Source organism: Flavihumibacter solisilvae (assembly GCF_000814475.1).
In the GTDB taxonomy this organism is placed as follows: Bacteria; Bacteroidota; Bacteroidia; order Chitinophagales; family Chitinophagaceae; genus Flavihumibacter; species Flavihumibacter solisilvae.
In genome coordinates this window covers 189,789-216,653 of record NZ_JSVC01000021.1, presented here as the reverse complement: position 1 = coordinate 216,653, position 26,865 = coordinate 189,789, and the positions used below count along the sequence as shown (strand labels likewise).

General features: G+C 46.2%; 26 protein-coding genes. 15 read left to right on the top strand and 11 right to left on the bottom strand.

The features are described from left to right. Nucleotides 1-30: 30 nt before the first annotated feature. Entirely contained in the window at nucleotides 31-1,422 is a 1,392-nt protein-coding gene (mgtE, locus tag OI18_RS18825; RefSeq protein WP_205410073.1) for a magnesium transporter, read from the bottom strand. Nucleotides 1,423-1,459: 37 nt separating this feature from the next. Here mgtE and OI18_RS18820 point away from each other — a divergent pair, with 37 nt between their 5' ends. After that, nucleotides 1,460-1,843, top strand: coding sequence for an SET domain-containing protein (locus tag OI18_RS18820; RefSeq protein WP_052273389.1), 384 nt, complete (start codon nucleotides 1,460-1,462; stop codon nucleotides 1,841-1,843). A gap of 2 nt (nucleotides 1,844-1,845) precedes the next feature. Here OI18_RS18820 and OI18_RS18815 read toward each other — a convergent pair whose 3' ends face one another. From OI18_RS18815 to OI18_RS18800, 4 genes are read right to left on the bottom strand one after another with little or no spacing between them, the layout of a single operon-like run. Continuing rightward, a complete protein-coding gene (locus OI18_RS18815) occupies nucleotides 1,846-3,258 on the bottom strand; it encodes a DUF4403 family protein (RefSeq protein WP_039142614.1) in 1,413 nt (470 codons plus the stop codon). 10 nt (nucleotides 3,259-3,268) lie between these two features. Continuing rightward, nucleotides 3,269-4,147, bottom strand: a complete 879-nt coding sequence (locus tag OI18_RS18810) for a bestrophin family protein (RefSeq protein ID WP_039142612.1) — start codon at nucleotides 4,145-4,147, stop codon at nucleotides 3,269-3,271. Then, entirely contained in the window at nucleotides 4,144-5,094 is a 951-nt protein-coding gene (gene fmt / locus OI18_RS18805) for a methionyl-tRNA formyltransferase (protein WP_039142611.1), read from the bottom strand. Before fmt ends, OI18_RS18810 begins: the two co-directional genes overlap by 4 nt. Before the next feature lie 19 nt (nucleotides 5,095-5,113). After that, nucleotides 5,114-6,331, bottom strand: coding sequence for an exo-beta-N-acetylmuramidase NamZ family protein (locus tag OI18_RS18800; RefSeq protein WP_039142609.1), 1,218 nt, complete (start codon nucleotides 6,329-6,331; stop codon nucleotides 5,114-5,116). 88 nt (nucleotides 6,332-6,419) lie between these two features. Here OI18_RS18800 and OI18_RS18795 point away from each other — a divergent pair, with 88 nt between their 5' ends. Together OI18_RS18795 and OI18_RS18790 are read left to right on the top strand one after the other, a co-directional pair. After that, nucleotides 6,420-6,875 carry an FKBP-type peptidyl-prolyl cis-trans isomerase gene (locus tag OI18_RS18795; RefSeq protein WP_039142607.1) on the top strand — a complete coding sequence of 152 codons (456 nt, stop codon included), beginning with the start codon at nucleotides 6,420-6,422 and terminating at the stop codon, nucleotides 6,873-6,875. Between the two features lie 105 nt (nucleotides 6,876-6,980). Beyond that, nucleotides 6,981-7,544: a hypothetical protein gene (locus OI18_RS18790; protein ID WP_039142606.1), complete on the top strand. Its 564-nt coding sequence runs from the start codon at nucleotides 6,981-6,983 to the stop codon at nucleotides 7,542-7,544. A 5-nt stretch (nucleotides 7,545-7,549) separates the two neighbouring features. Here the strand turns inward: OI18_RS18790 and OI18_RS23965 are convergent, their stop codons facing one another. Further along, nucleotides 7,550-8,356 carry a CPBP family intramembrane glutamic endopeptidase gene (locus tag OI18_RS23965; protein WP_052273383.1) on the bottom strand — a complete coding sequence of 269 codons (807 nt, stop codon included), beginning with the start codon at nucleotides 8,354-8,356 and terminating at the stop codon, nucleotides 7,550-7,552. A 34-nt stretch (nucleotides 8,357-8,390) separates the two neighbouring features. On the opposite strand from OI18_RS23965, the gene pepT reads away from it, so the two are divergent. From pepT to OI18_RS18765, 4 genes are all read left to right on the top strand, one after another. Then, a complete protein-coding gene (pepT, locus tag OI18_RS18780) occupies nucleotides 8,391-9,638 on the top strand; it encodes a peptidase T (RefSeq protein ID WP_039142604.1) in 1,248 nt (415 codons plus the stop codon). Between the two features lie 51 nt (nucleotides 9,639-9,689). Continuing rightward, nucleotides 9,690-10,619: an SPFH domain-containing protein gene (locus OI18_RS18775; protein WP_039142602.1), complete on the top strand. Its 930-nt coding sequence runs from the start codon at nucleotides 9,690-9,692 to the stop codon at nucleotides 10,617-10,619. 105 nt (nucleotides 10,620-10,724) lie between these two features. Then, the gene (locus tag OI18_RS18770; protein ID WP_039142601.1) at nucleotides 10,725-11,432 is read left to right on the top strand and encodes a MotA/TolQ/ExbB proton channel family protein; all 708 of its coding nucleotides are present in this window, start codon (nucleotides 10,725-10,727) and stop codon (nucleotides 11,430-11,432) included. Between the two features lie 55 nt (nucleotides 11,433-11,487). Further along, the gene (locus tag OI18_RS18765) at nucleotides 11,488-11,889 is read left to right on the top strand and encodes an ExbD/TolR family protein (RefSeq protein WP_039142599.1); all 402 of its coding nucleotides are present in this window, start codon (nucleotides 11,488-11,490) and stop codon (nucleotides 11,887-11,889) included. 2 nt (nucleotides 11,890-11,891) lie between these two features. Here the strand turns inward: OI18_RS18765 and prmC are convergent, their stop codons facing one another. After that, on the bottom strand, nucleotides 11,892-12,746 hold the full coding sequence (prmC, locus tag OI18_RS18760; protein ID WP_052273382.1) for a peptide chain release factor N(5)-glutamine methyltransferase: 855 nt from the start codon (nucleotides 12,744-12,746) through the stop codon (nucleotides 11,892-11,894). Between the two features lie 63 nt (nucleotides 12,747-12,809). On the opposite strand from prmC, the gene OI18_RS18755 reads away from it, so the two are divergent. From OI18_RS18755 to OI18_RS18735, 5 genes are all read left to right on the top strand, one after another. Beyond that, a complete protein-coding gene (locus tag OI18_RS18755) occupies nucleotides 12,810-13,166 on the top strand; it encodes a beta/gamma crystallin-related protein (protein WP_160290260.1) in 357 nt (118 codons plus the stop codon). A 51-nt stretch (nucleotides 13,167-13,217) separates the two neighbouring features. Then, nucleotides 13,218-13,973 (top strand): Bax inhibitor-1/YccA family protein, encoded by a 756-nt coding sequence (locus OI18_RS18750; protein ID WP_039142595.1) that lies wholly within the window; start codon nucleotides 13,218-13,220, stop codon nucleotides 13,971-13,973. A 97-nt stretch (nucleotides 13,974-14,070) separates the two neighbouring features. After that, nucleotides 14,071-14,853: an RMD1 family protein gene (locus tag OI18_RS18745; RefSeq protein ID WP_039142593.1), complete on the top strand. Its 783-nt coding sequence runs from the start codon at nucleotides 14,071-14,073 to the stop codon at nucleotides 14,851-14,853. Between the two features lie 96 nt (nucleotides 14,854-14,949). After that, entirely contained in the window at nucleotides 14,950-17,343 is a 2,394-nt protein-coding gene (locus OI18_RS18740) for a TonB-dependent receptor (RefSeq protein WP_039142591.1), read from the top strand. 29 nt (nucleotides 17,344-17,372) lie between these two features. After that, on the top strand, nucleotides 17,373-18,515 hold the full coding sequence (locus OI18_RS18735) for a PepSY-associated TM helix domain-containing protein (protein WP_039142590.1): 1,143 nt from the start codon (nucleotides 17,373-17,375) through the stop codon (nucleotides 18,513-18,515). Nucleotides 18,516-18,522: 7 nt separating this feature from the next. Here the strand turns inward: OI18_RS18735 and OI18_RS18730 are convergent, their stop codons facing one another. The 3 genes from OI18_RS18730 to OI18_RS18720 are packed head-to-tail and all read right to left on the bottom strand — an operon-like array spanning nucleotide 18,523 to nucleotide 23,070. Next, nucleotides 18,523-19,656 (bottom strand): acyloxyacyl hydrolase, encoded by a 1,134-nt coding sequence (locus OI18_RS18730; protein WP_039142588.1) that lies wholly within the window; start codon nucleotides 19,654-19,656, stop codon nucleotides 18,523-18,525. A 23-nt stretch (nucleotides 19,657-19,679) separates the two neighbouring features. After that, nucleotides 19,680-21,890 carry a B12-binding domain-containing radical SAM protein gene (locus OI18_RS18725; protein ID WP_039142587.1) on the bottom strand — a complete coding sequence of 737 codons (2,211 nt, stop codon included), beginning with the start codon at nucleotides 21,888-21,890 and terminating at the stop codon, nucleotides 19,680-19,682. Nucleotides 21,891-21,933: 43 nt separating this feature from the next. Next, entirely contained in the window at nucleotides 21,934-23,070 is a 1,137-nt protein-coding gene (locus OI18_RS18720) for a redoxin domain-containing protein (RefSeq protein WP_039142586.1), read from the bottom strand. 109 nt (nucleotides 23,071-23,179) lie between these two features. On the opposite strand from OI18_RS18720, the gene OI18_RS18715 reads away from it, so the two are divergent. Genes OI18_RS18715 through OI18_RS18705 form a run of 3 tightly spaced genes read left to right on the top strand, consistent with a single transcriptional unit; the run spans nucleotide 23,180 to nucleotide 25,587 of the window. Next, complete coding sequence (locus OI18_RS18715) at nucleotides 23,180-23,899, top strand: EcsC family protein (RefSeq protein ID WP_039142584.1); 720 nt, start codon at nucleotides 23,180-23,182, stop codon at nucleotides 23,897-23,899. 20 nt (nucleotides 23,900-23,919) lie between these two features. Further along, on the top strand, nucleotides 23,920-24,963 hold the full coding sequence (ribD, locus tag OI18_RS18710; RefSeq protein ID WP_039142583.1) for a bifunctional diaminohydroxyphosphoribosylaminopyrimidine deaminase/5-amino-6-(5-phosphoribosylamino)uracil reductase RibD: 1,044 nt from the start codon (nucleotides 23,920-23,922) through the stop codon (nucleotides 24,961-24,963). An 18-nt stretch (nucleotides 24,964-24,981) separates the two neighbouring features. Next, nucleotides 24,982-25,587: an IMPACT family protein gene (locus OI18_RS18705; RefSeq protein ID WP_039142581.1), complete on the top strand. Its 606-nt coding sequence runs from the start codon at nucleotides 24,982-24,984 to the stop codon at nucleotides 25,585-25,587. Between the two features lie 351 nt (nucleotides 25,588-25,938). Here OI18_RS18705 and OI18_RS23960 read toward each other — a convergent pair whose 3' ends face one another. Further along, nucleotides 25,939-26,823, bottom strand: a complete 885-nt coding sequence (locus OI18_RS23960) for a YdcF family protein (RefSeq protein ID WP_052273381.1) — start codon at nucleotides 26,821-26,823, stop codon at nucleotides 25,939-25,941. Nucleotides 26,824-26,865 lie beyond the last annotated feature (42 nt).

The window sequence follows — 26,865 nt, the reverse complement described above, 5'->3', positions numbered from 1 at the left end:
GTGAAAATTGATGCAGTTTTTCTAAATATATTAAAGCAACAGGCCTCTGAGAAAAAAATATGCCACAGAAAAATAAATGATCAGGCCCGTAACATCAACCATAGTTGCTACAAAAGGAGCGGAGGAAACGGCAGGGTCTGCTCCGGCGCGCTTGAGAACCAGCGGAAGCATGGAACCGCTTAATGTACCCCAAAGCACAACACCGACCAGGGAAACTCCCACCGCAATGGCGATGAATAAATAATAGGGACCATATACATCCGGAAAAAACTGTGACCATACCAGAACCCGCAGGAACCCGATAATACCCAGCACACTACCCAGCAACAGCCCGGAAAGCAATTCACGGCGAAGAACGCGCCACCAGTCACCAACGTGTATTTCGCCCACAGCCATTGCCTGGATAATAAGCGTGGAAGCCTGTGAACCGCTGTTTCCACCGCTTGAAATAATTAATGGCACAAACAGAGCCAGCACCACTGCCTTGGTGATCTCATCCTCAAAATATCCCATGGCGGTCGCAGTTAGCATTTCTCCGAGAAAAAGGACAACCAGCCAGACGATTCTTTTCTGGAATAGTTTCAGCAATGGCATTTCCAGGTATGGCTCGTCAAGGGCTTCTGTACCACCAATTTTCTGAATATCCTCACTGAATTCTTCATTCGCCACCCACAGCACGTCATCAATGGTTACAATTCCGAGGAGAATATGGTTCTCGTCGAGTACCGGCAAGGCCATCCGGTTATTCATTTTGAAAATCTGGTTGGCGACTTCCTGGTCGTCTGTAACTTTTAAAAACACATACCGGTTATCGATCAGGTCGCTGACGATTTTATCCGGACTGGCCAGGATCACTTCCCTGATCCGCATGTCATCAACGAATTGACCCATTTCATTCAATACATAGATCACGTCAATGGTTTCACTATCCTTCCCCACCGTCCGGATATGCTCGAGTACACGCGCCATTGTCCAGTTGTTCCGGACCGCAATGTAGTCCGGTGTCATCAACCTGCCCACGCTGCCCTCGGGGTAACCAAGCAGCGAAAGGGTTATTTTTCTTTCCTCGGGATTAAGTGTTTTGATGAGTTCTTTCACCACTTCACTGGGTAATTCCTCCAGGAAGCTGGTCCGGTCATCGGCAGCCAGTTCATTCAGCAGTTCGGCGGACTTATACGCAGGAAGCTCTTTGATGATTTGTTTCTGAAACGAAATGTCAAGAATCTTAAACACACTGACGGCACGATGCATGCTCATGTTGCTGATGATCTGGCTGGCAAATTCATCATATTCGCTAATCAGTACTGCAACGTCACTGATATTCTGATTATTCAGAAATTCCCTTATACGCAGCTTATCCTCCGTCTGAATGACCGACTCAAACTGTTCCTGTATAGATATTGCTTCCAGTTCTTCAGACATGCACCAAATTTACAAGCTTACGGCTTTATATTGCAGCATGATTTTGCCTTGCTTACTGGTAGCTCCAACCGATACAATGGGCCGGGGCGTTTTTACCAGTGAATCTATACCTGCCAATACTTTGGTGGAGATCAGTCCGGTGATCGTTTTATCCGACGGGGACCGGAAACTTCTTGACCAGACAAAACTTCACGATTATATTTTCGAATGGGGAGAAGACCTTCAGGACTGTTGCATGGCTCTTGGCTATATACCCCTTTATAACCATAGCTATTCCAGCAATTGCGAATATGAAATGGATTTTGATGCCCACCTTATCAGTGTAAAAACAGTTCGCGATATTGAAGCGGGCGAAGAACTGTTCATCAATTATAACGGCGATTGGGATAATAATGCCCCACTGTGGTTCGACGCACTTTAGACTTACGGGATATTTGAAATGACCAGGCCGGCGTTCCCCTTCAGGTTTGCCTGCACCTGAACATTGTCGCGATTGATGACCAATCCGGTCAATTTCAGTCCTTGTGTACTGCCCTGTAAAGTTACTCCGTCTGTAATGATGCGGTTGAACTGGCTGTCAATCCGGGATTTGTTCTTTGTGTACAGTTCTGTCACATTTATCCTTGCCTGGTTACGCAGGTTTTCGAGGATCTTTCGTGAAAAGAATGTTTTACCGAGCTGTAATGCAAGGCTCGACGAATTCAGGTCGTATTCAAGGTCGGGAACTGAAAGAACCTGCAGTGCAGTATCCAGCTCGGGTGTACCCTTCAGGAAGAGAGTACCCCTTTTTGTTCCGGTAAACTGGATCCGGAATTCCACCTTGTAGCCGTCAAGTCCACGCACGTTAACGGAAACTATCCTGATCTTCTCACCTTTAACTTCAAATTCCCGGTTCCGAAGCGTTTTGGTAAGCAGTGTGTCGATCGTGGTATAGTCATATTTTGCATTAGCCGTTAGATTGAAGCCATTACCTGAGGTAGTTCCGGTAAGTGGCGGCAGGTGGCGGGTAACAGAATAATTGATGCTGTCTGAACTGACTTCCGGATAACAGGAAACACCTGCCGTAAAGCGGAGTGTGTCACCCGAATAATTGACTGCACCCAGTCTGACGGCGCTGGCATTAAGTTTCATGTAACCATATGTGCTGAGAGGGATTTTCTTGCCAGCCTTTTCGGCTATTGGTTGCAGGTAGTTATCGAAATTGATGCCACTGACCATAGCATCGACAGATTTACCAAAAGCATTTATCGATGCCGCTATACTGTCGAGTACCTGTTGTGTTACATCTGTCTTAAACAACGTAACCAGGCAGCGGTCTACGGCTTGCACTTTCTCCGCCCGTGTAACAGTCCGCAGCCGGTAATCTGGAGTGAATTGAAGATCGGACCGCAGCGTAATATTGACCTTTCGCATTGGTTCATTACCAAATCCACAGCTGCCGCCTACCCAGGGATACACTGGCTGCCCCATTGCGCACACCGTTTTGCTGCCGGCTATCTGGTAAACACCACTCATGTTTACCTGGACCCTGTTATTTACGCAGGTAAACTGGAATGCAGATCGGATGAACCGGTATTTGTACCTGAAGTCGCAGCCGGTCTGGAAATATTCCGGCCAGCCCGTGGAGGTGAGTTCCCTGGGAGCCAGGCTTTCTGCATGCTTCAGAAATGGCTTTATTACCACCTTAACCGGCAGGTAAAGTTCCGACTCAGGCAGCGTCGGAAGAACGCGAACAGGCGCTGCCGCAGAAGGTGAAGCTTTTTTCTTTGATGCCGAACAGCTGCTGAGGCTGCAGGCGACCAGAAAGGCCAGGACAAAATAAATTCGGTTGTTCATTTGAGTCATGTCAGTGGATGATCTCATTTACATGGATCCTGATATTGGCAGCGATTTTTTCAGTAGGGACATCGTTCGCATCGCCCCCAAAAGGGTCTTCGATTTCTTCGGCAATAAGTTCAAGGCTGGCCAGCACATAAAAAATGAATGCAACTACCGGTATCACCAGGTAGCCAAGGTTGAATACAAATCCAAGTGGCAGCGTAATAATATATAGAAAGATGAATTTTTTTATGAACACACTGTAGGAATATGGTATCGGTGTGTTTTTGATCCGTTCACATGCCCCGCAAATGTCAGTGTATGACAACAGTTCGGCGTTCAGGGTAATGAGCTGGTCGCCTGTGATCACCATGTTCCTGTAAAGCTCCTGAACACGCCTGTTCATGAGCAGCGCTACCTGGTTAGGCAGGTGCCGGTTATGATCGAAATCAAGTTCGGGGTGGTCCACCTCATCAAGAGCGAGCCGGGTGGTCTCTGTCCTGAGATGATCCCTGAGCATTGCCGCGTATAATGGAATGGTCTTGCGAAAAAACGCGCGGTTTACTTTGTCATCAACCGGCAGCATAGCCTCAATTTTCATTGCCAGGTTTCGACTGTTGTTGGTAAGCGCGCCCCAAAGTTTGCGACCTTCCCACCACCTGTCATAGGCCGTATTCGTGCGGAATACAAGCAACATGGAAATTGCAAAGCCGAGAAGGTTATGCATCACTGATATGTTCTTCAGGAAGCGGTTATCAGAAATTTTAAGTACTTCAACCTCCACGTATGCGACCAGGCCGGAATATGCGGAAATAATTAAAATTAACGGAAACAGCTTTCTTACCGTATCCGTTTTATGAAGGCGGAAAAGGACAGTAAGCCAGTCCTTCGGATTATAACTGATCATTTATTTTGGGTGTTTTGACCGAAACGATAGCCACGTAAGAAGTCAGCCACTGTCATTTTCTTCTTCCCTTCCAATTGGATTTCGGAGAGAAGGAGGTAACCGTCAGCCGCAGCGAATTTGATATACGATTTTTGATCGGTATGCATGGTACCTGGCGGTTCCGATGGGCTTGTATGTTCTTTTTCTGAACTGAACACCTTCAATTTTTTCCCCTCCAGTTCCGTAAATGCGGCTGGATAAGGTGAAAGTCCGCGCACCAAATTATATATCTGGTCAATCGGTGAATTCCAGTTTATGCGACATGTTTCTGTAAAGATTTTGGGCGCATGCTGCAATGAAGCCGGATCTGCATTGTCCTGCGGAACCTCTTTCAGGGTGCCCGTTGCAAGACCCTTGACTGTGTTTACCAGCAAGTCTGCACCGAGTTCTTTCATCCTGTCATGTACAGACCCTGCCGTTTCATCGGATGCGATTGGTAATGAGGCCCTCATTAATATATTACCGGTATCGATTTCATGCTGGAGTTTGAAGGTCGTTACTCCGGTTTCCTTTTCGCCATTAATAACGGCCCAGTTGATTGGAGCTGCGCCACGATATTTGGGTAGCAGGGAACCATGTACATTGATCGTCCCCATTTGAGGCATATTCCAAACGACCTCTGGCAACATGCGGAATGCCACCACTACCTGCAGGTCAGGGTTTAGTTCACGGAGTTCTTTGTGAAAGTCCGCGTCTTTCAACCTGGCAGGCTGTAATACTCGAATGCCGTTTTCAACTGCGTATTGTTTTACTGCACTTTGCTGAAGTTGCATACCTCTGCCTGCTGGTTTATCCGGTGCTGTTACAGTAGCAATAACATTGCAACCAGCCTTTATCAGTGCGTCAAGTGATGCAACAGCAAATTCCGGTGTGCCCATAAAAATTATCCTGATCTTTTGATAGTCCATCTGCAAGTTTGTTTAAACCTTATTCAAAGTCTTCATACATCAGGTACTTCTTCCTGATGGTCTTGAACCTGTTAATTCCCGGTTGCCACGACTTACGGATGGCAGACTCGGTCTGCTGCGACCTGATCTGCGCCATTAACTCGGCGTTTCCCGCCAGCTTGTTGAAAAAATATGCAGTTGGCGCAGCGTTTGGTTTTCCAAGGAAGAAACTGTCTTTCTGGGGAAAAAGCCGGTAAGCATCCTGAAGGAACTTTAACTGCAACATGCCATTAACTTTTTTCAGCACCTGCTCAGGTGCTTCTGCAACCGTCCACCCATAGCAGACTTTGTCTTTCAACTTTGGTTCTTTGGCTCCTTCCCGCGAAACCGGCGTGAACTTGTACAGGTTTTTGGGCAGATCAGGATGGCCGAATATCTGAAAAGGATGTTCTGTTCCCCGTCCTTCGCTCAATACCGTTCCCTCAAAAAAACAGGTGGAAGGATACCAGTAAATGGCAGCCATATCAGGCAGGTTCGGGGAGGGATTGACCGGCAGGGAGTAAAGGCTTTTGTGGGTGTAATTATCGCACGGGATGACAGTCATCTTAAACGCTGCCAGCTTGCTGTGAAGAGAGCTGTCGATCCATTTTTCACCCACCAGCATTTTCGCATACTCGCCGATTGTCATGCCATACACTACCGGAACCGGCTGCATACCGACAAAAGACCGGAAAGGCTTTTCCAGTACCGGACCATCAATATAAAACCCATTAGGATTCGGCCGGTCAAGTACGATCAATGGTTTGCCTGCAGCAACAGCTGATTCTATATATTCTTCGAGCGAAGAAATATAAGTGTAGAACCGCGTACCCACGTCCTGGATATCAAATACCAAAACATCTACATCCTGAAGATCTTCTGATGCTGGCTTCCTTTTTTTACCGTATAGTGAAATTATTTTGACACCTGTGGAAGGATCAATGGAGTTGTCCACTTTTTCGCCTGCATCTGCCTTGCCTCTGAAGCCATGTTCAGGTGCAAAAATCTTTGAGATGAGAACACCCTTTTTTTTGAGTACATCCACCAGATGGATGCTATCATTTACGACCGTAGTGTGGTTGGCAAAAATGGCAATACGCTTGTTCTGAAGCAATGGCAGGTACTGGTCAAATCGCTCTGCCGCGGGGCGTATGCGCTGGGCATGTAGCGGATGCAAAAAAAGCAGACCAAATAAAAGACAGAGAAGAAGCTGTTTCATTCGTCAAATATAACCCATCAGCGGTCAGGAGCTATCTGGCAAGTTTATCTTACCTTTCCGGCCGATTAACAAATAAAATAAAATTATTATGCAACAAGTACAATCCGGCGACACTGTAAGAGTGCATTATCATGGCCGCCTTACCGACGGAACTACTTTCGACAGTTCTGAAGGACGAGACCCCCTGGAATTCCAGGTAGGAAGCGGAATGGTTATCGCCGGTTTCGATAATGGTGTGATGGGGATGTCTGTAGGTGATAAAAAAACTGTGAATATTGGAGTTGAAGATGCTTATGGTCCGAAGAACCCTGAAATGATTATTGAATTTCCACGGGACCAGGTTCCGGAAGGAATGCCTCTTGAAAAGGGAATGCGTCTCAATCTTAATAATAGTGCTGGACAGGTGGTACCGGTTGTAATTACCGAAGTTCGTGATGAAGCGATCATGCTTGATGCAAATCACCCGCTCGCAGGTGAAGACCTGGTTTTCGACATTGAATTGGTGGAAATCGTAGGTGCACCTTCCCGGATCATAATGCCTTAATATTCCCCAGGTTATTAACACCGGAGACAACCTTCGGGAAAAAAAATGCCCATTGCCACAATAAGCAATGGGCATTTTACCTTATTAAAGGGTAATTATATTACCATGAGATTGTTTCCGACCCTGACCCTGGCTGTTACACTGCTTACGGGTTCAACCGGGTGGACATTTGCACAACGTTCATCCGCAGATTCCGCTTTCCAGCGGAATAGTGCTTTCCTATATGCCGACAGTATGACGAAAGCATACCAGAATAGTCAATGGGAGAATTATTGCCGCTTTTCCCATGAGGGTATAATCAGGTATATGGGAGGACAGCCCAGGTATATCAGTTATAGCCAAAGGGCCGGTGATTATCCACCAAACGAAAGAGCTATGGGTGTCAACGTTGTTCAGTTGGTAAACGAATCCAACAGTTGGCAGGCTGTTGTCGAGCGGATATGCGATATAGTTATAGATGGGAAAAGAGCAAGAGTAACCGCCTACATGATCGGACTTAGCGATGAAGGCGGTGAAACATGGAAGTTTTTCGAAGTATTTGAAGGAGTGCTCGAAAACGCCCGGCGTATTGTACCCGAAATTTCCGACAAGATCAGGATACCTCAACGCAGGATCATCTACCTGGATGATCCCGAACCATTAATGGAGCCCGTTGTTGGGAAAAATTAATCAGGTTAATTTCTAGCGACCTTATACCTGAAATAGAAGACTACTATTAAAATGACCGCGAGAATTGAATAGATAAGCGATCCTTCAAAGCCAAACTCACCCCCGGTAACCATCGTATTGCCCGAGATGTTTTGTATGAGTACTGAAGGAAGTTTCAAGCCACTCACGGCAAATCCCAGAACCGGTCCCTGGAAAAAGTTCCATGCAAAATGCAATGCAATTCCGAACCATAGGTTTCCTGTAAAGACATAATTGATACCGAGTAAAATTCCGGCAATAAAAATGTTTATCAGTGCCAACCAACTGGTACCCGGATTTGCACCATGAAATATTGCAAACAACGCTGCCGAAACCAATAGTGCGATGTGCGGCTTCATGTTCTGAAGAAGGTTGTTCATTACATACCCACGGAAAACGAGTTCCTCAGTGAAAGCAACCATCAGCATCAGCACCAGTGACATAAAGAATGCATTTGCATCGAACTGGTAATTTATCCATTCCAATACTCCCGCTGCGGCGAGTATGCATGTGCCGGTGCCGAGAAGGGCTACCGCAGCCAGGAATCCGGTCAGCGCATAGCCCCGGGATCCTTTCCAGGATAGGCCCAGACTAAGAAAGTCTGAACCGTCGACAAATTTTCGGAACAACCATACCAATGCAGCTCCTGACATTAACAAAAATGTAAACTTCGTATAGATCTCCAGCGACAGACGGGAAATTCCCGCCATCATCAGCAGGTATAAAGCGAGAAAGATAAGTACACGCAGCCAGCCGTATGTGCGGATAGGGGAAGGGGAGGGTTGCTTTGGCATCAAAAACATTAATTTGCTCTAAATTATCTTTTTCATGTCCAATTCGTATCAGTATACCGTTACCGGTCGATTTTTAAGGTATGTACAGGTTGATACACAGAGTGATCCCCACAGCGACAGTTTTCCCTCTACGGAAAAACAAAAAGACCTGGGCCGGATCCTGGTGCAGGAGCTGACAGCAATGGGACTTACCGATGCGCGAATGGACGACAACGCCTATGTACATGCGACCATTCCGTCAAATTCTGACAGGAAGGTGCCTGTGGTCTGCTTCTGTTCCCATATGGATACAGCCCCCGACTGTAGTGGAACGGGGGTGAAACCAATAATCCATCGGAATTATGACGGAACTGATATCGTCCTTCCCGACGACCCTTCGCAGGTTATCAGGGCTGCCGACCACCCCTACCTGTTAAAAAAGATTGGTGATGATATAATAACGGCGTCAGGTACTACCTTACTCGGTGCTGATGACAAAGCCGGCGTCGCTATCATCATGGACCTCGCGAATTTCCTGCAGTTACACCCGGAAGTAAAACATGGAGAGATCAAAATACTGTTTACCCCCGATGAAGAAGTTGGACGCGGCGTTGAAAAACTGGATGTGGAACAATTGGGCGCGGAGGTTGGCTATACACTCGATGCCGGAGAGGCGGGCAGCCTCGAAGATGAAAATTTTTCTGCGGATGGGATGACCATCATTTTTCATGGTGTAAGCGCCCATCCCGGTAGTGCAAAGGGGAAGCTGGTAAACGCTTTGAAGGTTGCAGCAGCTTTTGTCGGAGCGCTGCCGCACGAAAGCCTTTCCCCGGAGGTCACCAGCGGACGCGAGGGTTTCATCCACCCTGTTCATATCAGCGGCACAGCAGAAAAGGCATCAGTACAATTTATCATCCGGGATTTCAATACGGCAAAACTGGGTGAATATGAATATATGTTGCAGCACCTGGCAGATGAGACGATCAAGCGGTTTCCTGGTTCAGGAACGGAATTCGTGGTGAAGGAACAGTACCGGAATATGAAAGAAGTGCTGTCGCAATACCCAAAAATCGTGCAATATGCTGAAGAAGCTATCCGGCGTACGGGGCTGCCCGTTATAAAGGAACCTATTCGTGGCGGTACAGACGGTGCACGGCTTTCCTATATGGGTTTACCCTGCCCAAATCTCTTCACCGGCGAAATGGCCCTTCACAGTAAACATGAATATGTAAGCGTCCAGGACATGGAAATGAGTGTGAACATGCTCGTGAACCTCGTTTCGGTCTGGGAAGAAAACGCCTGAATGTTTGCCCCAAATTTTTATTTTTGATTTTTTACATTTTTAAATCTTTTTATGCCTGAAACCCTGTTGTCTTTCTGGTGGATAATTATCCTGGTATTGCTTCTGTTACTCGGATTGAAAACTGTAAACCAGGGAACCGTCGGAGTGGTTACCATGTTTGGGAAATACAGGCGTGTCCTCCATCCCGGATTGAATTTCATAATCCCTTTTATCGAGCAGGTCTCCAAAAGGGTTTCCGTACAGAACAGGTCTGTTGAAATGGAGTTCCAGGCGGTTACGGCTGACCAGGCAAATGTGTATTTCAAAAGCATGTTATTGTATGCCGTACAGAACGAGTCAGAGGAAACGATAAAAAAAGTTGCATTTAAGTTCATCAGCGAGCGAGATCTGATGCAGGCCTTGTCACGAACAATTGAAGGGACCATCCGGTCATTCGTTGCGACAAAGCGACAGGCTGAGATCCTGGCATTACGTAAGGAAATTGTTGAATATGTAAAAGAGCAAATAGATCAGCTGCTGGAAGATTGGGGATACCACCTGCTTGATCTCCAGATCAATGACATCACATTTGACAAGGCGATCATGGACAGTATGAGCAAGGTTGTAGCGTCCAATAACCTTAAGGCGGCAGCTGAAAATGAAGGCCAGGCACTGCTGATCACCAAAACTAAGAATGCCGAAGCCGAAGGAAATGCGATTAAAATTGCGGCCGAGGCAGAAAGAGAAGCCGCCAGGCTGCGTGGGCAGGGCGTTGCGCTCTTCAGGGAGGAAGTAGCCCGGGGGATGTCAGAAGCAGCTGACAGGATGCGCCAGGCGAACCTCGATACCAATGTCATTCTCTTCAGTATGTGGACGGAAGCAGTGAAGAATTTTGCCGAGTATGGAAAAGGAAATGTCATCTTCCTGGATGGAAGTGCCGATGGTATGGAAAAGACAATGAAACAGATCCAGGCGTTGATGGTAAAGCAAAGCGGAACCTGATCTTTCTATACAAATTGTTAATAGCATCTTATAAACAGCCGGGGATAGAAATAATCTTTTTATTTAGACGTTGGCTTTACATTTGATATAAACACTGAAAACGACATGAATTTGTTCCTCTTACAGATTGCGGATACGGCAAGAAGGCTTGCGGACAGCACCCAGGCGGCTTTGAACGGGAGTGGTACAGCAAAAGAACTGAACCTGATCGACCTGCTGATGCAGGGTGGTGTACTAATGATTCCGCTGTTGCTCCTGCTCGTGCTGGCGATTTACTTTTTCTTTGAAAGATATATTGCCATCAAAAAAGCCAGCAAGATCGACGACAATTTCATGAGTATTATCCGTGATCATATCCTCAGTGGAAATGTGGCTGCAGCAAGATCCCTGACCAAGAATACCAATCACCCTGTAGCCCGCATCATTGACAAGGGAATTCAAAGGATAGGCAAACCAATTGATGCCATCGAACGGAGTATGGAGAATGTGGGGAAACTGGAGATGTATAAAATGGAAAGGAACCTTAGTGTGCTGTCGCTGATTTCCGGTATCGCGCCGATGTTCGGGTTCCTCGGAACGATTGTGGGTATGGTGCAATTGTTTTACGGGATCAGTTCAACCGGTGAATATACATTGAGCACAATCGCCAGTGGAATTTATGTCAAAATGATCACGTCAGCGACCGGTCTCATCATTGGACTTCTTGCATATGTTGGTTACAGTTTTCTCAACGCGCAGATCGATAAGACAGTGAACAAAATGGAAGTCGCCAGCGCAGATTTCCTTGACACCCTGCAGGAACCCACAAGGTAAACCTCATGACGTTCCCGGTTTTTTAATTTTTACTTTTCACTTTTTACTTTGAATAATGAACATCAAAAGAAGATTAAGAGGACACGCTGAAGTGCATACGGGCGCTTTGAATGACATCCTGTTCATTCTTCTGTTATTCTTCCTGATCGTATCCACACTCGCTAATCCGAATGTTATCAAACTTTCGCAGCCAAAAGCAAAGAGTGATACCAAGGCTAAGCAGACGGTTGTGGTGTCTATTGATGCCAATAACCAGTTTTATGTTGGTACGTCGAAGGTGAGCATGGAAGAACTGAAGCTGAAACTGCAACCAATTCTTGCCAAAGAAACTGATCAACCATCGGTGGTAATAAATGCTGACAAGTCGGTGCCTGTGGAAAATGTCGTGGCTGTGATGCGGGTAGCAAGGGAACTGGGTGCCAGGTCTGTACTGGCAGTTGACAAAAGTGGCCAATAATATTACGCCTTCACTGCGCGAATCATACGTTCTTTGCCCTGCATATCAAGTCTTACCTGGATCTCAGTAAGGCCGGAAGCAGCGAACACTGCCTGAACTTCTGACGCGAGACCTTCATGGATCTCCACATAAATTGCAGCACCTGCTTTCGCCCTGATGTTGACAAATGCAGCGATGGCTTCATAAAATATAAGCGCATTATTATCCGGAACGAACAATGCGATGCCCGGTTCGAAATCCACAACATGTTTATCCATGCCGCTTTTGCCGCTTTGAGGAATATATGGGGGGTTGCTCACTATTACCTCAGCTGCCGGTAAATTATCCCACATGCTGCTATCAAGGAAATCTGCCTGGTGCCATTGCACTTTTGCCCCAAGCTCATGTGCATTCCTGTTCGAGACTTCAAGTGCCCCACTGCTGACATCACAACTGTGAACGATGCAACAGGGTAATTTTTTTGCCAGGCTGATGGGAATGCAGCCCGACCCGCTGCCGATATCTAAAAGCGTGAAAGGCTCCTCACTGGTCCGGAAATCAGTAACGATCCATTCAACAAGCTCCTCTGTCTCAGGCCTCGGGATCAGGACTTGTTCATCTACATAAAAGCGCATATCCTGGAACCAGGCTTCGTGCAATACGTACTGAACAGGCCGGTATTCAAGTAACTGTTGCCGATATTTTTCCAGGTCATTCTGCTGGCCAGGACTTAAGACAATTTGCTCAAGCCGGCGTGTGATCCGTCTCTCACCTGTTATTTTTTCGAACACCATTCCGGCTATCACTGCCGCTTCATTTTCGTTGTATAGGGGGGTGAGTTCAGTTACTAATTGCTGGTAAGCGGATATTATGGTCATGCGTAAAATTAGGCAGAATAACAGGCAAATTGACTACATTGGTATATGTGTAATGTTGGCAATATGAAACTGATCCTGTTAAACATCTTAATGTTTGTTGCTACTGGATTTGACACTGAAGCTCAGGTAGTGCTTTACACAAAATGTAATTACAAAGGTGAAACATCTGTGCTCCGGCCTGGAAACTATTCGGATCCGTCTCAATTCCGGTTGTCTAATAAGAGCATTGCGTCCCTGATGGTGCCTGCGGGGTTCGTGGTAGAGCTTTATACGGATACTGCCCTGATCGGTCAGCCTTTCATCGTAAGTGCAAGCGTCAGTTGTTTTCCGCCACAATGGGAAAACCTGGTTAAATCCATCAAGGTGATTTACCAGCCCGGCAAACCTGTTGCCTATTATAGGCGCCCTGCAGCAAATTAACTTGCATAATTTCCGGATTATGCTAATTTGGTCCCATTAAAATGAATATTCATGGCAATTTTTAAATCCGGAAATCCTACCCTTGGTTCAAACAGGTTTGAAGCAACACTGGCGGGGGATCGCAGCACGGTAATGACCGAGCGTGGTACACTGAACAAGTTTTTCTTCCTCTTCTTCATGGTGATGGCCTCAGCCGTTTTTACATGGGGTGCATTTTACCAGGGCGTTAATGTTATGGCATGGATGATGGGGGCAGCAATAGGCGGGTTAATCCTTGCGCTTGTAATATCCTTCAAACCGAACCTCGCACCTTATCTTGCGCCACCTTATGGCCTTTTACAGGGAGTGTTTGTTGGTGGTATTTCCGCCTACTTTAACTATTCCTTCGCTGAAACTGCACCAGGCATTGTAATGCAGGCGGTAGCCCTTACATTCGGCACCGTTATAGCAATGTATGCACTTTACAGAACCGGTGTAATTAAAGCAACACAGCGCTTTAAATCCGTAATGTTTGTAGCAATAGCAGGAATTGGCATTTTTTACCTGATTGCTATGGTTTGCCGTATGTTCGGGATCGATATTGCTTTCCTTCATGAAGGCAGCCTGCTCGGAATAGGATTCTCTCTGGTTGTTGTGGTGGTTGCCGCACTCAGCCTCATTCTCGATTTCGATATGATCGAAAATGGAGTAGCAATGGGTGCACCGAAATACATGGAATGGTATGGCGCCTTCGGGTTGCTGGTTACTATTGTTTGGCTGTACATCGAAATACTGAAATTGTTGAGCAAGATCTCAAGCAGGGATTAACCTGTATAATAACAATATGATAGAGGTCCGCATGGTATTATTACCTGCGGGCCTTTTTTGTTAGATTTGTGAACAAGAGGGACATCATCAGGGAAATATGTTCAAAGTACATGCATACCAACTGGCCGACAGCATAGACATCCGACAATTCCGAACGGCGTTTACTGCAGAGCTTTTCCATTCAGATGCCGATGAGCTTTTTTTCAAGATCGATACAGATAAGTTCATTTATGTATTTAAATACGGAGTAGTTAGCTTTCTGAACCATTCCGAAATAGAAATGTCAGCTTTTATCCAGCTGATTTCACCTTTCTGCCGTCACATTCTGCCTGTAAGGCTGTCTGATGAATTCGATATCGATACTAACGCCGGCCGCCTGCATTTTGGGTTTGATAAAGTGAGCATCCCAAAAAGGGATGTGGAAATGCTCCGGCTGATCATGTTGCACGTGTCACAGTCTGTTGCGCTTGATCATTTCGAAAGTCTGACAGGACTTCTTATGGAAGAGGCTAACCGTCATACACAGTCGCTGGAAGTCAGGGGACGGCTTGAACTTTCGGGAATCCGCATCAAAAGATATATCGGGAAAGCACTGAACCTCAAAAACCGGATAGCCGAGAACCTCTATATCTTCGATTCGCCTGAAGAAACATGGGTAGACGAAGAGTTAAACACGCTTGACCTGGGCCTAAAGCGGACATTTGACCTCCAGTCCCGGTTCAGGACAATTGAGAAGAGGTTAGGAATACTCAAGGAAAACCTTGATCTCTTTAAGGATCTGCTTCAATACCGCAACAGTGTTGTACTTGAGTGGATTATCATACTTCTCATCTTTGTAGAAGTGATCAACCTGTTTGTTGAAAAGATCATGGCCAGGTGATTGTCCCTTTTTCCTGATCGCGTAACTGCAATTCCCGATTCTGTAAACACAAACAATATGCGCAAAGCAATTTTGCGGCAGAAAATGTAATTGTTTATGGAAAGGAAATCATCAATATATCAATGTCTCCAGTTCTTTACATGTATGATCCTTGTAATCCTGTTACCTGCTGCTGTACTTGCATCTGGTAATGGGCCCGAAGATGGGCTTTCTGTGATTAAGGGAAATATAACTACATCAGATGGCAGTCCGGCTGCGGATGTTACGGTTCAATTACGCGGCACAAGCCGGATAACTACAACCGCCGAGGATGGCTCCTTCATTTTCCGGAATCTGCGTCCGGCAACATATACGCTGGAAGTGTCGTTAGTCGGATATGATAATTTCGAACAGGCAATAACTACGGCATCCGATAAAACTTCGACAGTGCAGATCCGCCTCGAAGTATCCGGAAAGCAGCTTGAAGAAGTTGTGGTGAAGGTCGGCCGGAGGAACTACAAAACTTCATCGCTTTCGTCGGGACTCAGACTGCAGACGCCGATTAAAGATCTGCCACAGAACATCCAGGTAGTAACCGGGAAGGTAATTTCAGATCAGCAGATCTTCGATATGCTCGAAGGTGTAACGCGTAACGTAAGTGGAGCACATAAAGTCGAGCATTGGGACAACTATGCACGTATCAACATGCGAGGTTCTCAAATCGCTGCGTTCCGGAATGGGATGAATGTACAGATGCCCTGGGGCCCCCTGACCGAAGATATGAGCATGGTAGATCGGATCGAATTTGTGAAGGGGCCGGCCGGTTTCATGATGGCAAATGGTGAACCAAGCGGCTTCTATAATGTGGTAACAAAAAAGCCAACCGGGCAGGACAAAGGCGAAGTAACACTTTCACTTGGCAGTTACGAAAATTACAGGGCGACTCTTGATCTTGACGGAAAACTTAGCAAAGATGGTAAGTTGTTGTATCGCATAAATTTAATGGGGCAACTCAAAGGTTCACACCGGGACTTCGAATACAATAACCGCTACTCCATTGTGCCGGTACTGCAGTATAATTTTAACGATAAAACGTCATTGACGCTTGAGTATACACACCAGTTTTCTGAAATGAGCGTTATTGGTTCCAACTACTCTTTTTCGCCAAATAAATACGCTGATCTTCCTGTAAGCTTTACCACGTCAGAGGATAACCTGGATCCGGCTAAAATCAATGATCGTAACATCCTGGCTGTACTGAAACACCAGATAAATTCAAACTGGAACTTCACAGGTCAATTGGCATACTTCAAATATGACCTGAAAGGTCAGTCCATCTGGCCATGGAGTGTTGAGCCAAACGGCGATATGCAACGTGGAATATCTATCTGGGATGCACTGGGGACTAATAAGATCGGGCAACTGTTTGTGACTGGCAAAGAAGTGACCGGAAATGTTACCCATAAGATCCTGGCAGGTATAGATATGGGGCATATGGACTATTATGCAGATTTTGGCCAGTTTGCCGCATTAGGGACACCGGATTTCAATATTTATTCACCAAAATATGGGCTTATTCCGGCAACTGAAATCCCGACCTGGGATCGCTCCAGGTCAATCCGTGAAAGGGGCGTGCATTATGCGAACAGCAATACTGGTTTTTATGTACAGGATGAGTTGGGATTGCTGGATGGAAAGCTCAGGCTGACCCTTGCCGGCAGATACACCAAAGCGGAAACAAGGGACCCTTATGAAGCAGGCCAAAACACCTCCGATGATAAATTGACACCCCGCATTGGGCTGAGCTATTCGATTGACAAGCAGACTTCAGCCTATGCTGTATATGACCAGGCCTTTGTTCCTAATTTCGGGACCGACTATACTGGCAAGCCATTCGGAGCCCTGACCGGATCAAATATAGAAGCCGGGATAAAACGCGATTGGTTCGATGGAAGATGGAATACAACACTGAGTGTGTTCAAAATTGAAAAAGATAATGCATTGATTAACGATACAATTGTGGGCGCAACTACCTTCAACCGGGCGGTAGGGCAGGAAGTGAAGGGGATAGAGTTTGATCTGCGTGGAATGATCCTTAACAACCTTCAACTGGTGTTTAACTATGCATTCAATGAATCGAAAACTTCAGAAGATCCGAAAAGCCTGACTATCGGCGAGCAGGTTCCCGGAACGGCAAGACACATAAGCAATGCCTGGCTCACATACCGCGTTGGTGCCGGCGCATTCAAAGGCATTGGACTCTCGCTGGGTTACCAGTGGCTGGTTGATCGTTCCTCCTGGTATGTGTTCGATGGAACTAGTGCATCGTTGCCTGATTATTTCCGCATGGACGGAGGGCTGTCATGGCAAGGCAACCAGTTCAGCATAGCACTCAATGCAAACAACCTGTTGAACAGCTACCTGTATTCTGGTTCACCGTATGGTTCATATTACTATTGGCAATCAGAGCCTGAAAGGAATTACCGTGTGACAGTAGGCTATCGTTTCTAATAACTTAATCTGCATTTAAACAGCAACTCTTGAGTTTTCGAAAAACAATAGGTAAGATTCATCTCTGGCTGGGACTGGCGTCAGGACTGATTGTCGTGTTCCTTGGAATCACCGGATGCATGCTTGCCTTTCAGAAAGAAATAGAATCGCTCCAGTCTTACAGGCACGTAACTACGCAGTCGAATCCGTTCCTTCCACCGTCTGCAATGCTTGACATTGCGGCGGCGGAAGTGCCCGGCAAACATGCACACAGCGTAAGCTACCAGGGGCCCGGTAAGGCGGCCCAGGTTTCTTTTTACAACTTTGAGCCGGAGAATTACTACTACATAGTGTTTATTGATCCATATAGCGGTGAAGTACTGAAGGTTAAAGACATGAACCGGGACTTTTTCCGCGTGCTTGTGATGGGGCATTTTTACTTATGGCTTCCGCCTGCAATAGGGCAGCCAATAGTTGCCAGCGCTACACTGATATTCCTGGTCATGATGATCACAGGCATAATCCTCTGGTGGCCACGAAACAAAGCAGCAGCCAGGCAGCGGTTTTCAATTAAGTGGAATGCCAAGTGGAAACGGAAAAATTATGACCTGCATAATGTCCTCGGTTTTTACATGACCTGGATAGCCATTTTCATCGCATTTACCGGGTTGATCTGGGGATTCCAATGGTTTGCCGGCTCGGTTTACTGGTTGACTTCAGGCGGGAAAAAGCTCAATGTGTTTGAAGAAACTTATTCTTCAAAACCGGTTAGTGGGCTCAAAGCCGGTGTGCCTGCAGAAGACCTTATCTGGCATAACATGAAGATTGAACACCCTGAAGCCGAAATTATGGAAGTTCATTACCCGACGCATGATTCTGCTTCAATTGAGGTCGCTATAAACCCGGATGCGGGCACGTACTGGAAGGCGGATTACCGGTACTTCGACCGGTATACACTGAAAGAAATTCCGGTGACGCATCTTTATGGCAGATTCAAAGATGCAGGTGCAGCAGAAAAGCTGATGCGGATGAATTATGATGTTCATGTGGGGCAGATTCTTGGCCTGCGTGGGAAGATCCTCGCATTTTTTGGTAGCCTCATCGCAGCAAGCCTTCCCGTAACAGGTTTTGTAATCTGGTGGGGAAGAAGAAGGAAAAGAGGATATGTGCGGCTGCAAACTCAAATAGTTTGAGGCAACATTAATATATGAATTTCATCGAGGACCGGTTATTGAGCACATAGGAGAATCGCAAATCAACAAATTCTGCCACCTGCCTGTGTGCTTTCATGTTAAAACCAATTCCAAACCTGTTTCTGAAATTATATTGAATTCCCCACCTGTGATACAATTGGTCAAAATAGGGTGTCTGGTCAAAATAATATAATCCAAGCCGCTGGCTGAAAAGAAAACGCCCAAGAATGAATTCATGACCGATCATTAAACCCGCCTTTGTTGCACTGGCATCCACGCTGTCTGCCTTTAACAATAAACGAAGTTTTTCATCATAATATATTTCCGTACTGAGTGTCAGGGCATTTATCCGGCCAACCTGTTTTCCGGCAAGAAGCATCATGCCAATCAACGGAAAGCGGCTGCTGCTGCCGCTTTCAAGCGCACGTCTCGCCATTCCGAAAATTGCCAGCTCCCAGCGCACAGGGTATTTAAGCCAGTATTTTTCCTTGGTGAAATGTCCACGGTAAAACGGCCTGGGATCAAGCATATAATTCACCAGCAGTCCCCCGGTTGGCCAGTTGATTCCTTTGTTCGGTTGCTTCATACCACCATTTGATTCATGGTTATAGTTCATTGAAGCATTGATCCACCATCTGTCACTGAGTTTTAACCACAGGCCGATTCCTACCTGTAAATAAGCACTCAGGTTCGTGCTGTAAGATTTATTGGTTGGATTTGAAATACTGTCAAATGGATTGGTCAGGTATGAAAGTCCTGCTGAACCTTTGAAACTAAAATAAGAGTTGCGGGATAACCTGTAGGTTGGTTCAAGGAAATAAGCAGCAGTAACACTTTTACCTAGTATCGCATTGTCATAGTCGAAGTATGAAAGTAAAATGCCTTTTCGCGGTAAACAATTGCAGATTGACCAGACTGCTGCATCACTTCGTTGCCAGCTGACTATCAACTCGGCGCCAGTCGGGTGACTGCCTTTCGTGTTCTGCACTTCCTTAGAGTGCGCGAAAATAAATCCGTGCTGGATACCGCTTCCAATAGAATGAATGTTGGGTTGTTTCCCGTCAACACGAAGCAGGCTGTCGCTTTGGCCAAAAGCAAAAGCATTGGTAAGAATTTTGAAAACAAGAAAAATGTGTTTCATAATTCCTGTTTGTTGTTCAACTGTTAAACCTGGAGCAACCCTGCCTTATATAGTGTATTCATTGGTTTATTGTCCCAGAACAACTCGAAATCCGGTAATCCCGCTGATTCATAACTTTCTTTTACTTCTTTTCGTGTCCATATCTTTTGGTTGTGTACGGACAACTCCGGGAGAAGTTTCGCCAGCCATTGACCTTCTTCTACCGGCACCCGGATCGCATGTGAGGCTTTTTTTGTTTCGAAAGTAAGTTCCGCCATTTCCCAGTGCTGGCCCTTTTTTGATTTAGACACTACTGTAAGTTCAGGTTGCTTCCCCAGCCAGGTGATCCTTGTAGTTGGTTTCATTATGGCTCCATCATCAACTTCAAGTGATTTCACAATATAGTCCGGCGCAATTGTGGTCTTTGGAGTTTTAAAATCGAACCACCGGTGAAGCGGATAGTCTATGCATGATCCATGCATGAAATTCAGTAATGATTTTTTTAGTCCATACGCGAAGGCCGGATGCTCGGCTCCGGTCGGATCAATGTGGTCAACGTCGTTATTGGCAAAGGTTCCAACCTGTTCTGATTGCCTCCTGACTTTGAATTTTTCCGGTTCCAGGCCAACGGGGCTGTGTGCTGTCATGGTGAACTGGTGCCAGAATGCAGATTGCAGAATACCTGCTTCAAACATCTGGCGCACCATTTCCAGCGAGTCGATTGTTTCCTGGGCGGTCTGGGTCGGGAAACCGTACATCAGGTATGCATGCACCATTATCCCCGCTTCTGTGAAATGTTTGTTTACGCGCGCCACCTGCGAAACTGTAATACCTTTTTGTATTAATTGAAGCAGCCGGTCGGATGCTACTTCCAATCCGCCCGAAACACCGATACATCCTGATGCTTTCAATAAAAGGCAGAGGTCACGTGTAAAGCTTTTTTCAAACCGGATATTCGTCCACCAACTCACAACCAGTTTCCTCCTGATAATTTCCAGTGCCAGGGCCCTCATCAACGCAGGAGGTGCGGCTTCGTCAACAAAGTGAAAACCGTTCTGCCCGGTTTGTGCAATCTGTTCTTCCATCCTGTCACACAACAAAGACGCAGTAACAGGTTCGTATAAGCGGATGTAATCAAGTGAAGTGTCGCAAAAAGTGCACTTGCCCCAGTAACAACCATGTGCCATCGTAAGCTTATTCCATCTGCCGTCACTCCACAGGCTATGCATAGGATTTACGATCTCGATTGCGGAAATGTATTTATCCAGTACGAAGTCGCCATAGTCTGGTGTACCTACCTGTCCCTGCTTGTAATCAGCACAGGAATTATTATTGATATAGGTTACAACACCCTCCCTGAGCATGAAAGTGCGCTTCAGTTCAGTTACTTCCTTTTTTCCTTCCAGGAAATGCACCAGGTTTTCGATCGGTGTCTCCCCGTCATCAAGCGTTATGAAATCAACAAATTCGAATACTCTTGGATCTGTAAGTGATCGCAGTTCAGTATTTGGAAAGCCTCCACCCATGGCAACTTTAACTGATGGGTAATGCTGCTTAATCCATTGTCCGCATCGCAGGGCAGTGTAAAGGTTGCCTGGAAAGGGAACGGATAAGGCGACCAGCGTGGGGGCAAGTGTATTCATCCTTTCTTCCAGTATTGCCACTAAAATTTCATCTATGTAGGTATATTCCTGGTGAAGCGTATCATACAGTGTGTCGAAACTGTTTGCAGACCGGGCGAGTTTTTCTGCATACCTGCTGAAACCAAAATGTTCATCAACACATTCCTTGATCAGGTCCGATAAATCTTCAAGGTATAAAGTTGCGAGATGTTTGGCTTTATCCTGCGTTCCCATACTGCCGAACGCCCACACCAGGTCATCCAACTGCTCAAAACGACTGGCTTCCGGAAGAAAGTCGCGTTTACAGATAAGGTGGGCCAGCGTTGGATTTTTTCCCTGGAGGAACAGGATCACATCGTCGATTGATTGTAAATAGTCGTCCTTTAAAGTAATGATTCGTCGTGCATTGAGCGACAGTGTTTCCTTTGAATCGCTTTGTCCGGAATCGATGGTGTCAAAAAGTTTTGTAAGGCCCTTCCGTGAAAAAATCGCGAGGGTTGCTTCTATACCAAGGTCTGACTGAAAGGAACTGATCCCCCGGGTGTTCAGGAAACCCTTAAGGTATGCGGTTGCCGGATACGGTGTATTCAGCTGTGTGAATGGAGGTGTGACCAGATATACAGAGATAGGCAAAACGGATAAATTTATCCGCAAAATTATCCTTAAATGGCCGGTTTCAGAAATAGCGTCCAATCATCGGGTGATCAACAATCAGTTTTTTCATAGCCGAAAGGTTAATAGGGCCCTGCCTGGCATACACAATCTTTCCGCCGGGTTCAACCAGGATCGTATAAGGAAGTGCGCCCTGCCAATTCGGGTCGATCGCTTCAATCAGGCTGTATTTGTCTTCCCCATTAAAATGGTAATTGAGGTTTGAAGCCTGCTGTTTTTGAAGGAACTCAAGCACTTTTTCGTTTTTTGATGGATCATCGGCACTTATGGTTACAAGCTCAAAATCACGGCTCCTGTACATCCGGTTAATGGTAATAAAGTCAGGGAGTTCAGTCACGCAAGGACCGCACCAGGTTGCCCATACATTGACTAGCCGGAGTTTTTTGGTCGTATTTTTCAAGAGTGCTCGAATTCCTGCCTCATCAATCGGTTCTACTTTTACCGGCTCCCTTGCCCAGGTTTCCCTGGCCTTAATGATCCAGTCTTCTTTCGAGGCCCATTTGATCGAACACCCAAAGACTTTAGTTGACTTTACTGGTACTTCCTGTCCCGCAAGCAACGCATCAATCGCCGCCCTGGTATCTGTTTGAGTCGGTGTTTTTGATGGTTTTTCTACATTGTCGATCCTCCCCTGGTATCGTAGTTTCCGATTCTTATCGAAAATAAAAACATGTGGCGTTGCTACTGGACCGTATTTCCTTGCAACCTGCTGGGTTTCACCATCATACAGGTAGGGGAAGTTGAATTTCTTTTCACTGGCCCTGATCTTCATCTCCTCAAAACTATCGCTCAGGTCAGTATAGTCAAGTTCACTTAAAGTGATGGCTTTAGGGTCATTTGGAGAGATGGCAACAACAGCTACGCCACGGGATTTATATTCATCTGTCAGCCGGATCAAACGGTCTTCATATGCCTGTGCGGTAGGACAGTGGTTGCAGGTAAATACCAGGACAAGCAATTGCGAATTTTTAAATGAACTGAGAGACCAGTTCTTTCCATCTACTCCAGGCAAATTGAATTCAGGCGCCTCCGACCCGATGGTAAGAGTTGGTGGATCCTGTCGGGGGCTTGCATATGGCTTAATAGCGGGGAACGAAATCGCAAGAAGGAAGGCTAACCAGCAAAAAACAGTACTTTTCATGCTGACAGATTTATTAAAAGATAGCTAAAAAAGTGATTCCGCTCTGGCACAGGAATTTATTTCATTGACTGTGGGCTGATAAGCGAGCCCAGACTCAAAAACTATGGTTATGCATACTGACTTGTATGTAAAGAGAGCGGAATTGGAACTGCGTCATTGGCAGCGGCAAATGCAACGGCAGCCATCTTTACTGAATAATCTTTCAAAACAGTTGCAGCGGCGTGTCAACAGGTTGATTCCTGAAAAAGTGCACCAGGCCATCACCACCACCATCAAGCAAATGATCAGGGGCGTGCTATTCGGAGCAAAATACACTACGGCGGCTCCATCGACAGAACAATCACTGGTGGCAAGGGAAATGGCCGTGTTGAACCGAATAGATATTTATCGTAAAACTGCTGCGGTAGAGGGTGGCGTGACCGGGGCCGGCGGCTTGTTGCTTGGCCTCGCTGATTTTCCGATCCTGCTGGGTATCAAACTAAAACTGCTGTATGACATCGCATCCCTTTATGGATTTGATGTCAGCGATTACCGTGAAAGGGTATACCTCCTTCATATTTTTGAGCTGGCCTTCAGCAGCCATGAACACCGGCGGAATGTGTACCTGAAAATGACGGACTGGAAAATGAAGAGCCTGACGCTTCCTGAAGACATTAACCAGTTTGACTGGCGCAGTTTTCAACAGGAATACAGGGATTATCTTGATATCGCAAAAATTGCCCAGCTTATGCCGGTAATTGGAGCACCTGTTGGTGTGATTGTAAACTACCGGCTGGTAAAAAAACTGGGCATAACTGCAATGAACGCCTACCGGATGCGGATTTTGTAGCCGTATATTTGTGCCCGCTTATGGATCCTGATGACAAATACATGTACCGCTGCCTTCAGCTGGCGCGTAAAGGCGCTGGCCATGTTGCCCCAAACCCCATGGTGGGGGCAGTTTTGGTTTATAATGAGAGGATCATCGGTGAAGGCTATCACCAGGTATATGGACAGGCTCATGCAGAAGTAAACTGCATTAACAGTGTTTTACCGGAAGACGTCCCCCTGATACAGGAAAGTACACTTTACGTATCGCTTGAGCCATGCGCTCATTTTGGGAAAACACCACCCTGTGCTGATCTGATCATCAGAAAACAGATCAGGAAAGTGGTAGTCGGTTGCCGGGATCCTTTTAAAGAAGTGGATGGTAAGGGAATTGAAAAGATGAAGGCTGCAGGTATTGAAGTCATTTCAAATGTGCTTGAAGAAGCGTGCACTGATCTGAATAAAAGATTTTTCACTTTTCATCTTCTCAGTCGCCCGTATGTAATCCTGAAGTGGGCACAATCTTCAAACTGTAAAATCAGCGGTGGTGGAAGTGGGAGAGTCTTTATAAGTAACGCATGGACGAACACCCTGGTCCATAAATGGCGAAGTGAGGAGGCTGCAATTGCTATTGGAACCAATACCGCATTACTCGACAACCCTTTTCTTACCACCAGGCTTTGGCCGGGAAGAAACCCAGTACGCATTGTCCTGGACAAAAAGCTTTCGATACCACGCTCGCAAAACATCTATTCTTCCGATGCGCGAACGGTTGTATTTAATGAAGTTAAAGAGGGTGACGATCAGCATATCAGGTATCTTTTAATGAAACCCGGCGAACCGCTGGCCGAACAGATGCTGGCTGGTCTGTATAAACTGGGCATCCAATCTGTAATAATCGAAGGGGGAACACGATTCCTGCAAACTTTTATCCACGAAAACCTCTGGGATGAGGCACGTGTGATCACAAATAACGAAATGCTGATCGATGATGGCAGTGATGCACCAATCTTTTCAAAAGGCGATTTAATACATTCAGAAACTTACCTTTCCGATTCCATAAAAATTTATCAAAACAGGTATTGAGCATTCCTGTGCAACGAAATGGAGAACAGAAATTATTATAACACAATTGAACGGCCAGGTGAAGCGACATTCAGGGACAGGGGTAGTAAGTTTATAGGTTATGCATTTCCATTGCCGAACGCTGAATCACTCAAGGAAGCGTTAAACAACATCAAAAAGGAACATCCCAAAGCCAGTCATTATTGCTTTGCTTACCGGATCGGGCTCGATGGCAACAAATTCCGGGTCAATGATGACGGCGAACCTTCCGGGTCGGCCGGGAAGCCTATTCTTGGCCAGATAGACAGTAAGGAACTAACGAATGTTTGCGTAGTGGTAGTCAGGTATTTTGGTGGCACTTTACTCGGTGTGCCCGGACTTATAAACGCTTACAAGACAACAGCTTCTCTGGTTCTGCAAACGATACCATTTGTACAAAAGGCAGTTGAAATCCAGTACAGGCTGCAGTTTGACTACACCACGATGAATGAGGTGATGATGATTATCCGGCATTATAATTGCACAGTAGTAAGCCAGGATATTCAGTTGTTCTGCCTCTTCACCATCGGGGTGCCGGTCAATAGGGAAGAAGAAGTACTATATCGTCTTAAAGACCTGCGCACGGTGGAAACGGTTAAATGTTGAACGATTCATTCTAAGAAAATGACCATTCATTCATTTCAGTTTGGTTGAACAGCTCCGTTTTTTGAATTTTTGCATCGTGTAAAACCTTATCTGTATGACCAATTTCCAAATGCAGCTTGTTCGACAAAGCTGGCAGAAAGCCGGAGAAGAGCCGCTCAGGCTGGCAATTCTGTTTTATGACCGGCTCTTCGAAACCGCCCCCGAACTCAGGGCATATTTCCGCACACCGATGTCTATGCAGACTGGCATGTTGATGAAGATGTTCGGCTATTATATTAATAAAATGAACAAGCCGGCATGCCCTGTATCAATGGTGCAGGATTTCGGATTTTCAACAGAACTCGGCCCTGATCAGCTTTCCTGTATTACCGAAACACTTTTGCTTACCGTCAAGAATATACTTTCTCCAGAATGGGATGAATCTTTACAGGATGCCTGGCTGGCTTTCTGCTCGGGCATAATTCGTTCCGACCTTGCAGCTGACCTCGCAGCCTGACGGTTCCTGCTCACACAGTATCCAAGTACTTCTTTTAACAACCGGCCCCATTTTTCCGGAATGGATAGGTCTGGCCAGAAGAATTCCAGGAAATTGAGATCTGACCTGATCACTTCGAAATTGCTGGGGTAAATAACTGTTCTGATCCCGGCATTACTGAATTCCTGCGCACACCTGCGCATATGCATTGCCGATGTTACAAGCACGAACGGTGGCGTAAGGCCGGCACTGTCTAGTAATTGTTTGGTGAACAACGCATTTTGTTCGGTATTCCTGCTTTTGTTTTCGATCAGGATATCCCGTGCAGGTACACCCTGGCGGATCAACTGCTGATACAGGAAATCAGCTTCCGGGAGTAGGTTCCTGTTGAGCAGTCCATTACCCCCTGTAACGATGATCTTGTCTGCATATCCCTGCCTGTATATCGCAACAGTCTGGATAAACCGGTCAGCGGCAAGACCAAAATAGCCTTCCCCGTTTTTGTCGTATCCAGCCAGGCCACCTGGCAGGATAACTGCTCCAAATTTTCCGTTTAATGTAGTTCTGTCGGGCTGCCAGCTGAGACAGGCCGTCCTGAACAGCCAGGGGTTGGTAAAGAGCAGGCCGATCGAAAGGGTAGCTATGCCGGTTATTTTTTTCCATCGTTTTGAACGGATTGCCAGGAAGAGTATGAGTCCGCAAATGATCCAGTTTGCCGGGGCAATAAGGAAAATGACAAGCTTGGAAAAGAAGAATTGCATAGCGGTAAAGGTAAGCTACTTGTTAAAGTATTGTGAATGGCA

Coding starts and splice junctions, on each gene's coding strand:
- fmt (WP_039142611.1), bottom strand. CDS start 5,094: ATGGACTATCAAAAGATCAGGATAATTTTTATGGGCACACCGGAATTT.
- mgtE (WP_205410073.1), bottom strand. CDS start 1,422: ATGTCTGAAGAACTGGAAGCAATATCTATACAGGAACAGTTTGAGTCG.
- OI18_RS18745 (WP_039142593.1), top strand. CDS start 14,071: ATGTTCAAAGTACATGCATACCAACTGGCCGACAGCATAGACATCCGA.
- ribD (WP_039142583.1), top strand. CDS start 23,920: ATGGATCCTGATGACAAATACATGTACCGCTGCCTTCAGCTGGCGCGT.
- OI18_RS23965 (WP_052273383.1), bottom strand. CDS start 8,356: ATGCCAAAGCAACCCTCCCCTTCCCCTATCCGCACATACGGCTGGCTG.
- OI18_RS18810 (WP_039142612.1), bottom strand. CDS start 4,147: ATGATCAGTTATAATCCGAAGGACTGGCTTACTGTCCTTTTCCGCCTT.
- OI18_RS18705 (WP_039142581.1), top strand. CDS start 24,982: ATGGAGAACAGAAATTATTATAACACAATTGAACGGCCAGGTGAAGCG.
- OI18_RS18730 (WP_039142588.1), bottom strand. CDS start 19,656: ATGAAACACATTTTTCTTGTTTTCAAAATTCTTACCAATGCTTTTGCT.
- OI18_RS23960 (WP_052273381.1), bottom strand. CDS start 26,823: ATGCAATTCTTCTTTTCCAAGCTTGTCATTTTCCTTATTGCCCCGGCA.
- OI18_RS18765 (WP_039142599.1), top strand. CDS start 11,488: ATGAACATCAAAAGAAGATTAAGAGGACACGCTGAAGTGCATACGGGC.
- OI18_RS18715 (WP_039142584.1), top strand. CDS start 23,180: ATGCATACTGACTTGTATGTAAAGAGAGCGGAATTGGAACTGCGTCAT.
- OI18_RS18755 (WP_160290260.1), top strand. CDS start 12,810: ATGAAACTGATCCTGTTAAACATCTTAATGTTTGTTGCTACTGGATTT.
- OI18_RS18750 (WP_039142595.1), top strand. CDS start 13,218: ATGGCAATTTTTAAATCCGGAAATCCTACCCTTGGTTCAAACAGGTTT.
- OI18_RS18820 (WP_052273389.1), top strand. CDS start 1,460: ATGATTTTGCCTTGCTTACTGGTAGCTCCAACCGATACAATGGGCCGG.
- OI18_RS18815 (WP_039142614.1), bottom strand. CDS start 3,258: ATGAACAACCGAATTTATTTTGTCCTGGCCTTTCTGGTCGCCTGCAGC.
- OI18_RS18775 (WP_039142602.1), top strand. CDS start 9,690: ATGCCTGAAACCCTGTTGTCTTTCTGGTGGATAATTATCCTGGTATTG.
- OI18_RS18770 (WP_039142601.1), top strand. CDS start 10,725: ATGAATTTGTTCCTCTTACAGATTGCGGATACGGCAAGAAGGCTTGCG.
- OI18_RS18795 (WP_039142607.1), top strand. CDS start 6,420: ATGCAACAAGTACAATCCGGCGACACTGTAAGAGTGCATTATCATGGC.
- OI18_RS18720 (WP_039142586.1), bottom strand. CDS start 23,070: ATGAAAAGTACTGTTTTTTGCTGGTTAGCCTTCCTTCTTGCGATTTCG.
- OI18_RS18740 (WP_039142591.1), top strand. CDS start 14,950: ATGGAAAGGAAATCATCAATATATCAATGTCTCCAGTTCTTTACATGT.
- prmC (WP_052273382.1), bottom strand. CDS start 12,746: ATGACCATAATATCCGCTTACCAGCAATTAGTAACTGAACTCACCCCC.
- OI18_RS18790 (WP_039142606.1), top strand. CDS start 6,981: ATGAGATTGTTTCCGACCCTGACCCTGGCTGTTACACTGCTTACGGGT.
- pepT (WP_039142604.1), top strand. CDS start 8,391: ATGTCCAATTCGTATCAGTATACCGTTACCGGTCGATTTTTAAGGTAT.
- OI18_RS18800 (WP_039142609.1), bottom strand. CDS start 6,331: ATGAAACAGCTTCTTCTCTGTCTTTTATTTGGTCTGCTTTTTTTGCAT.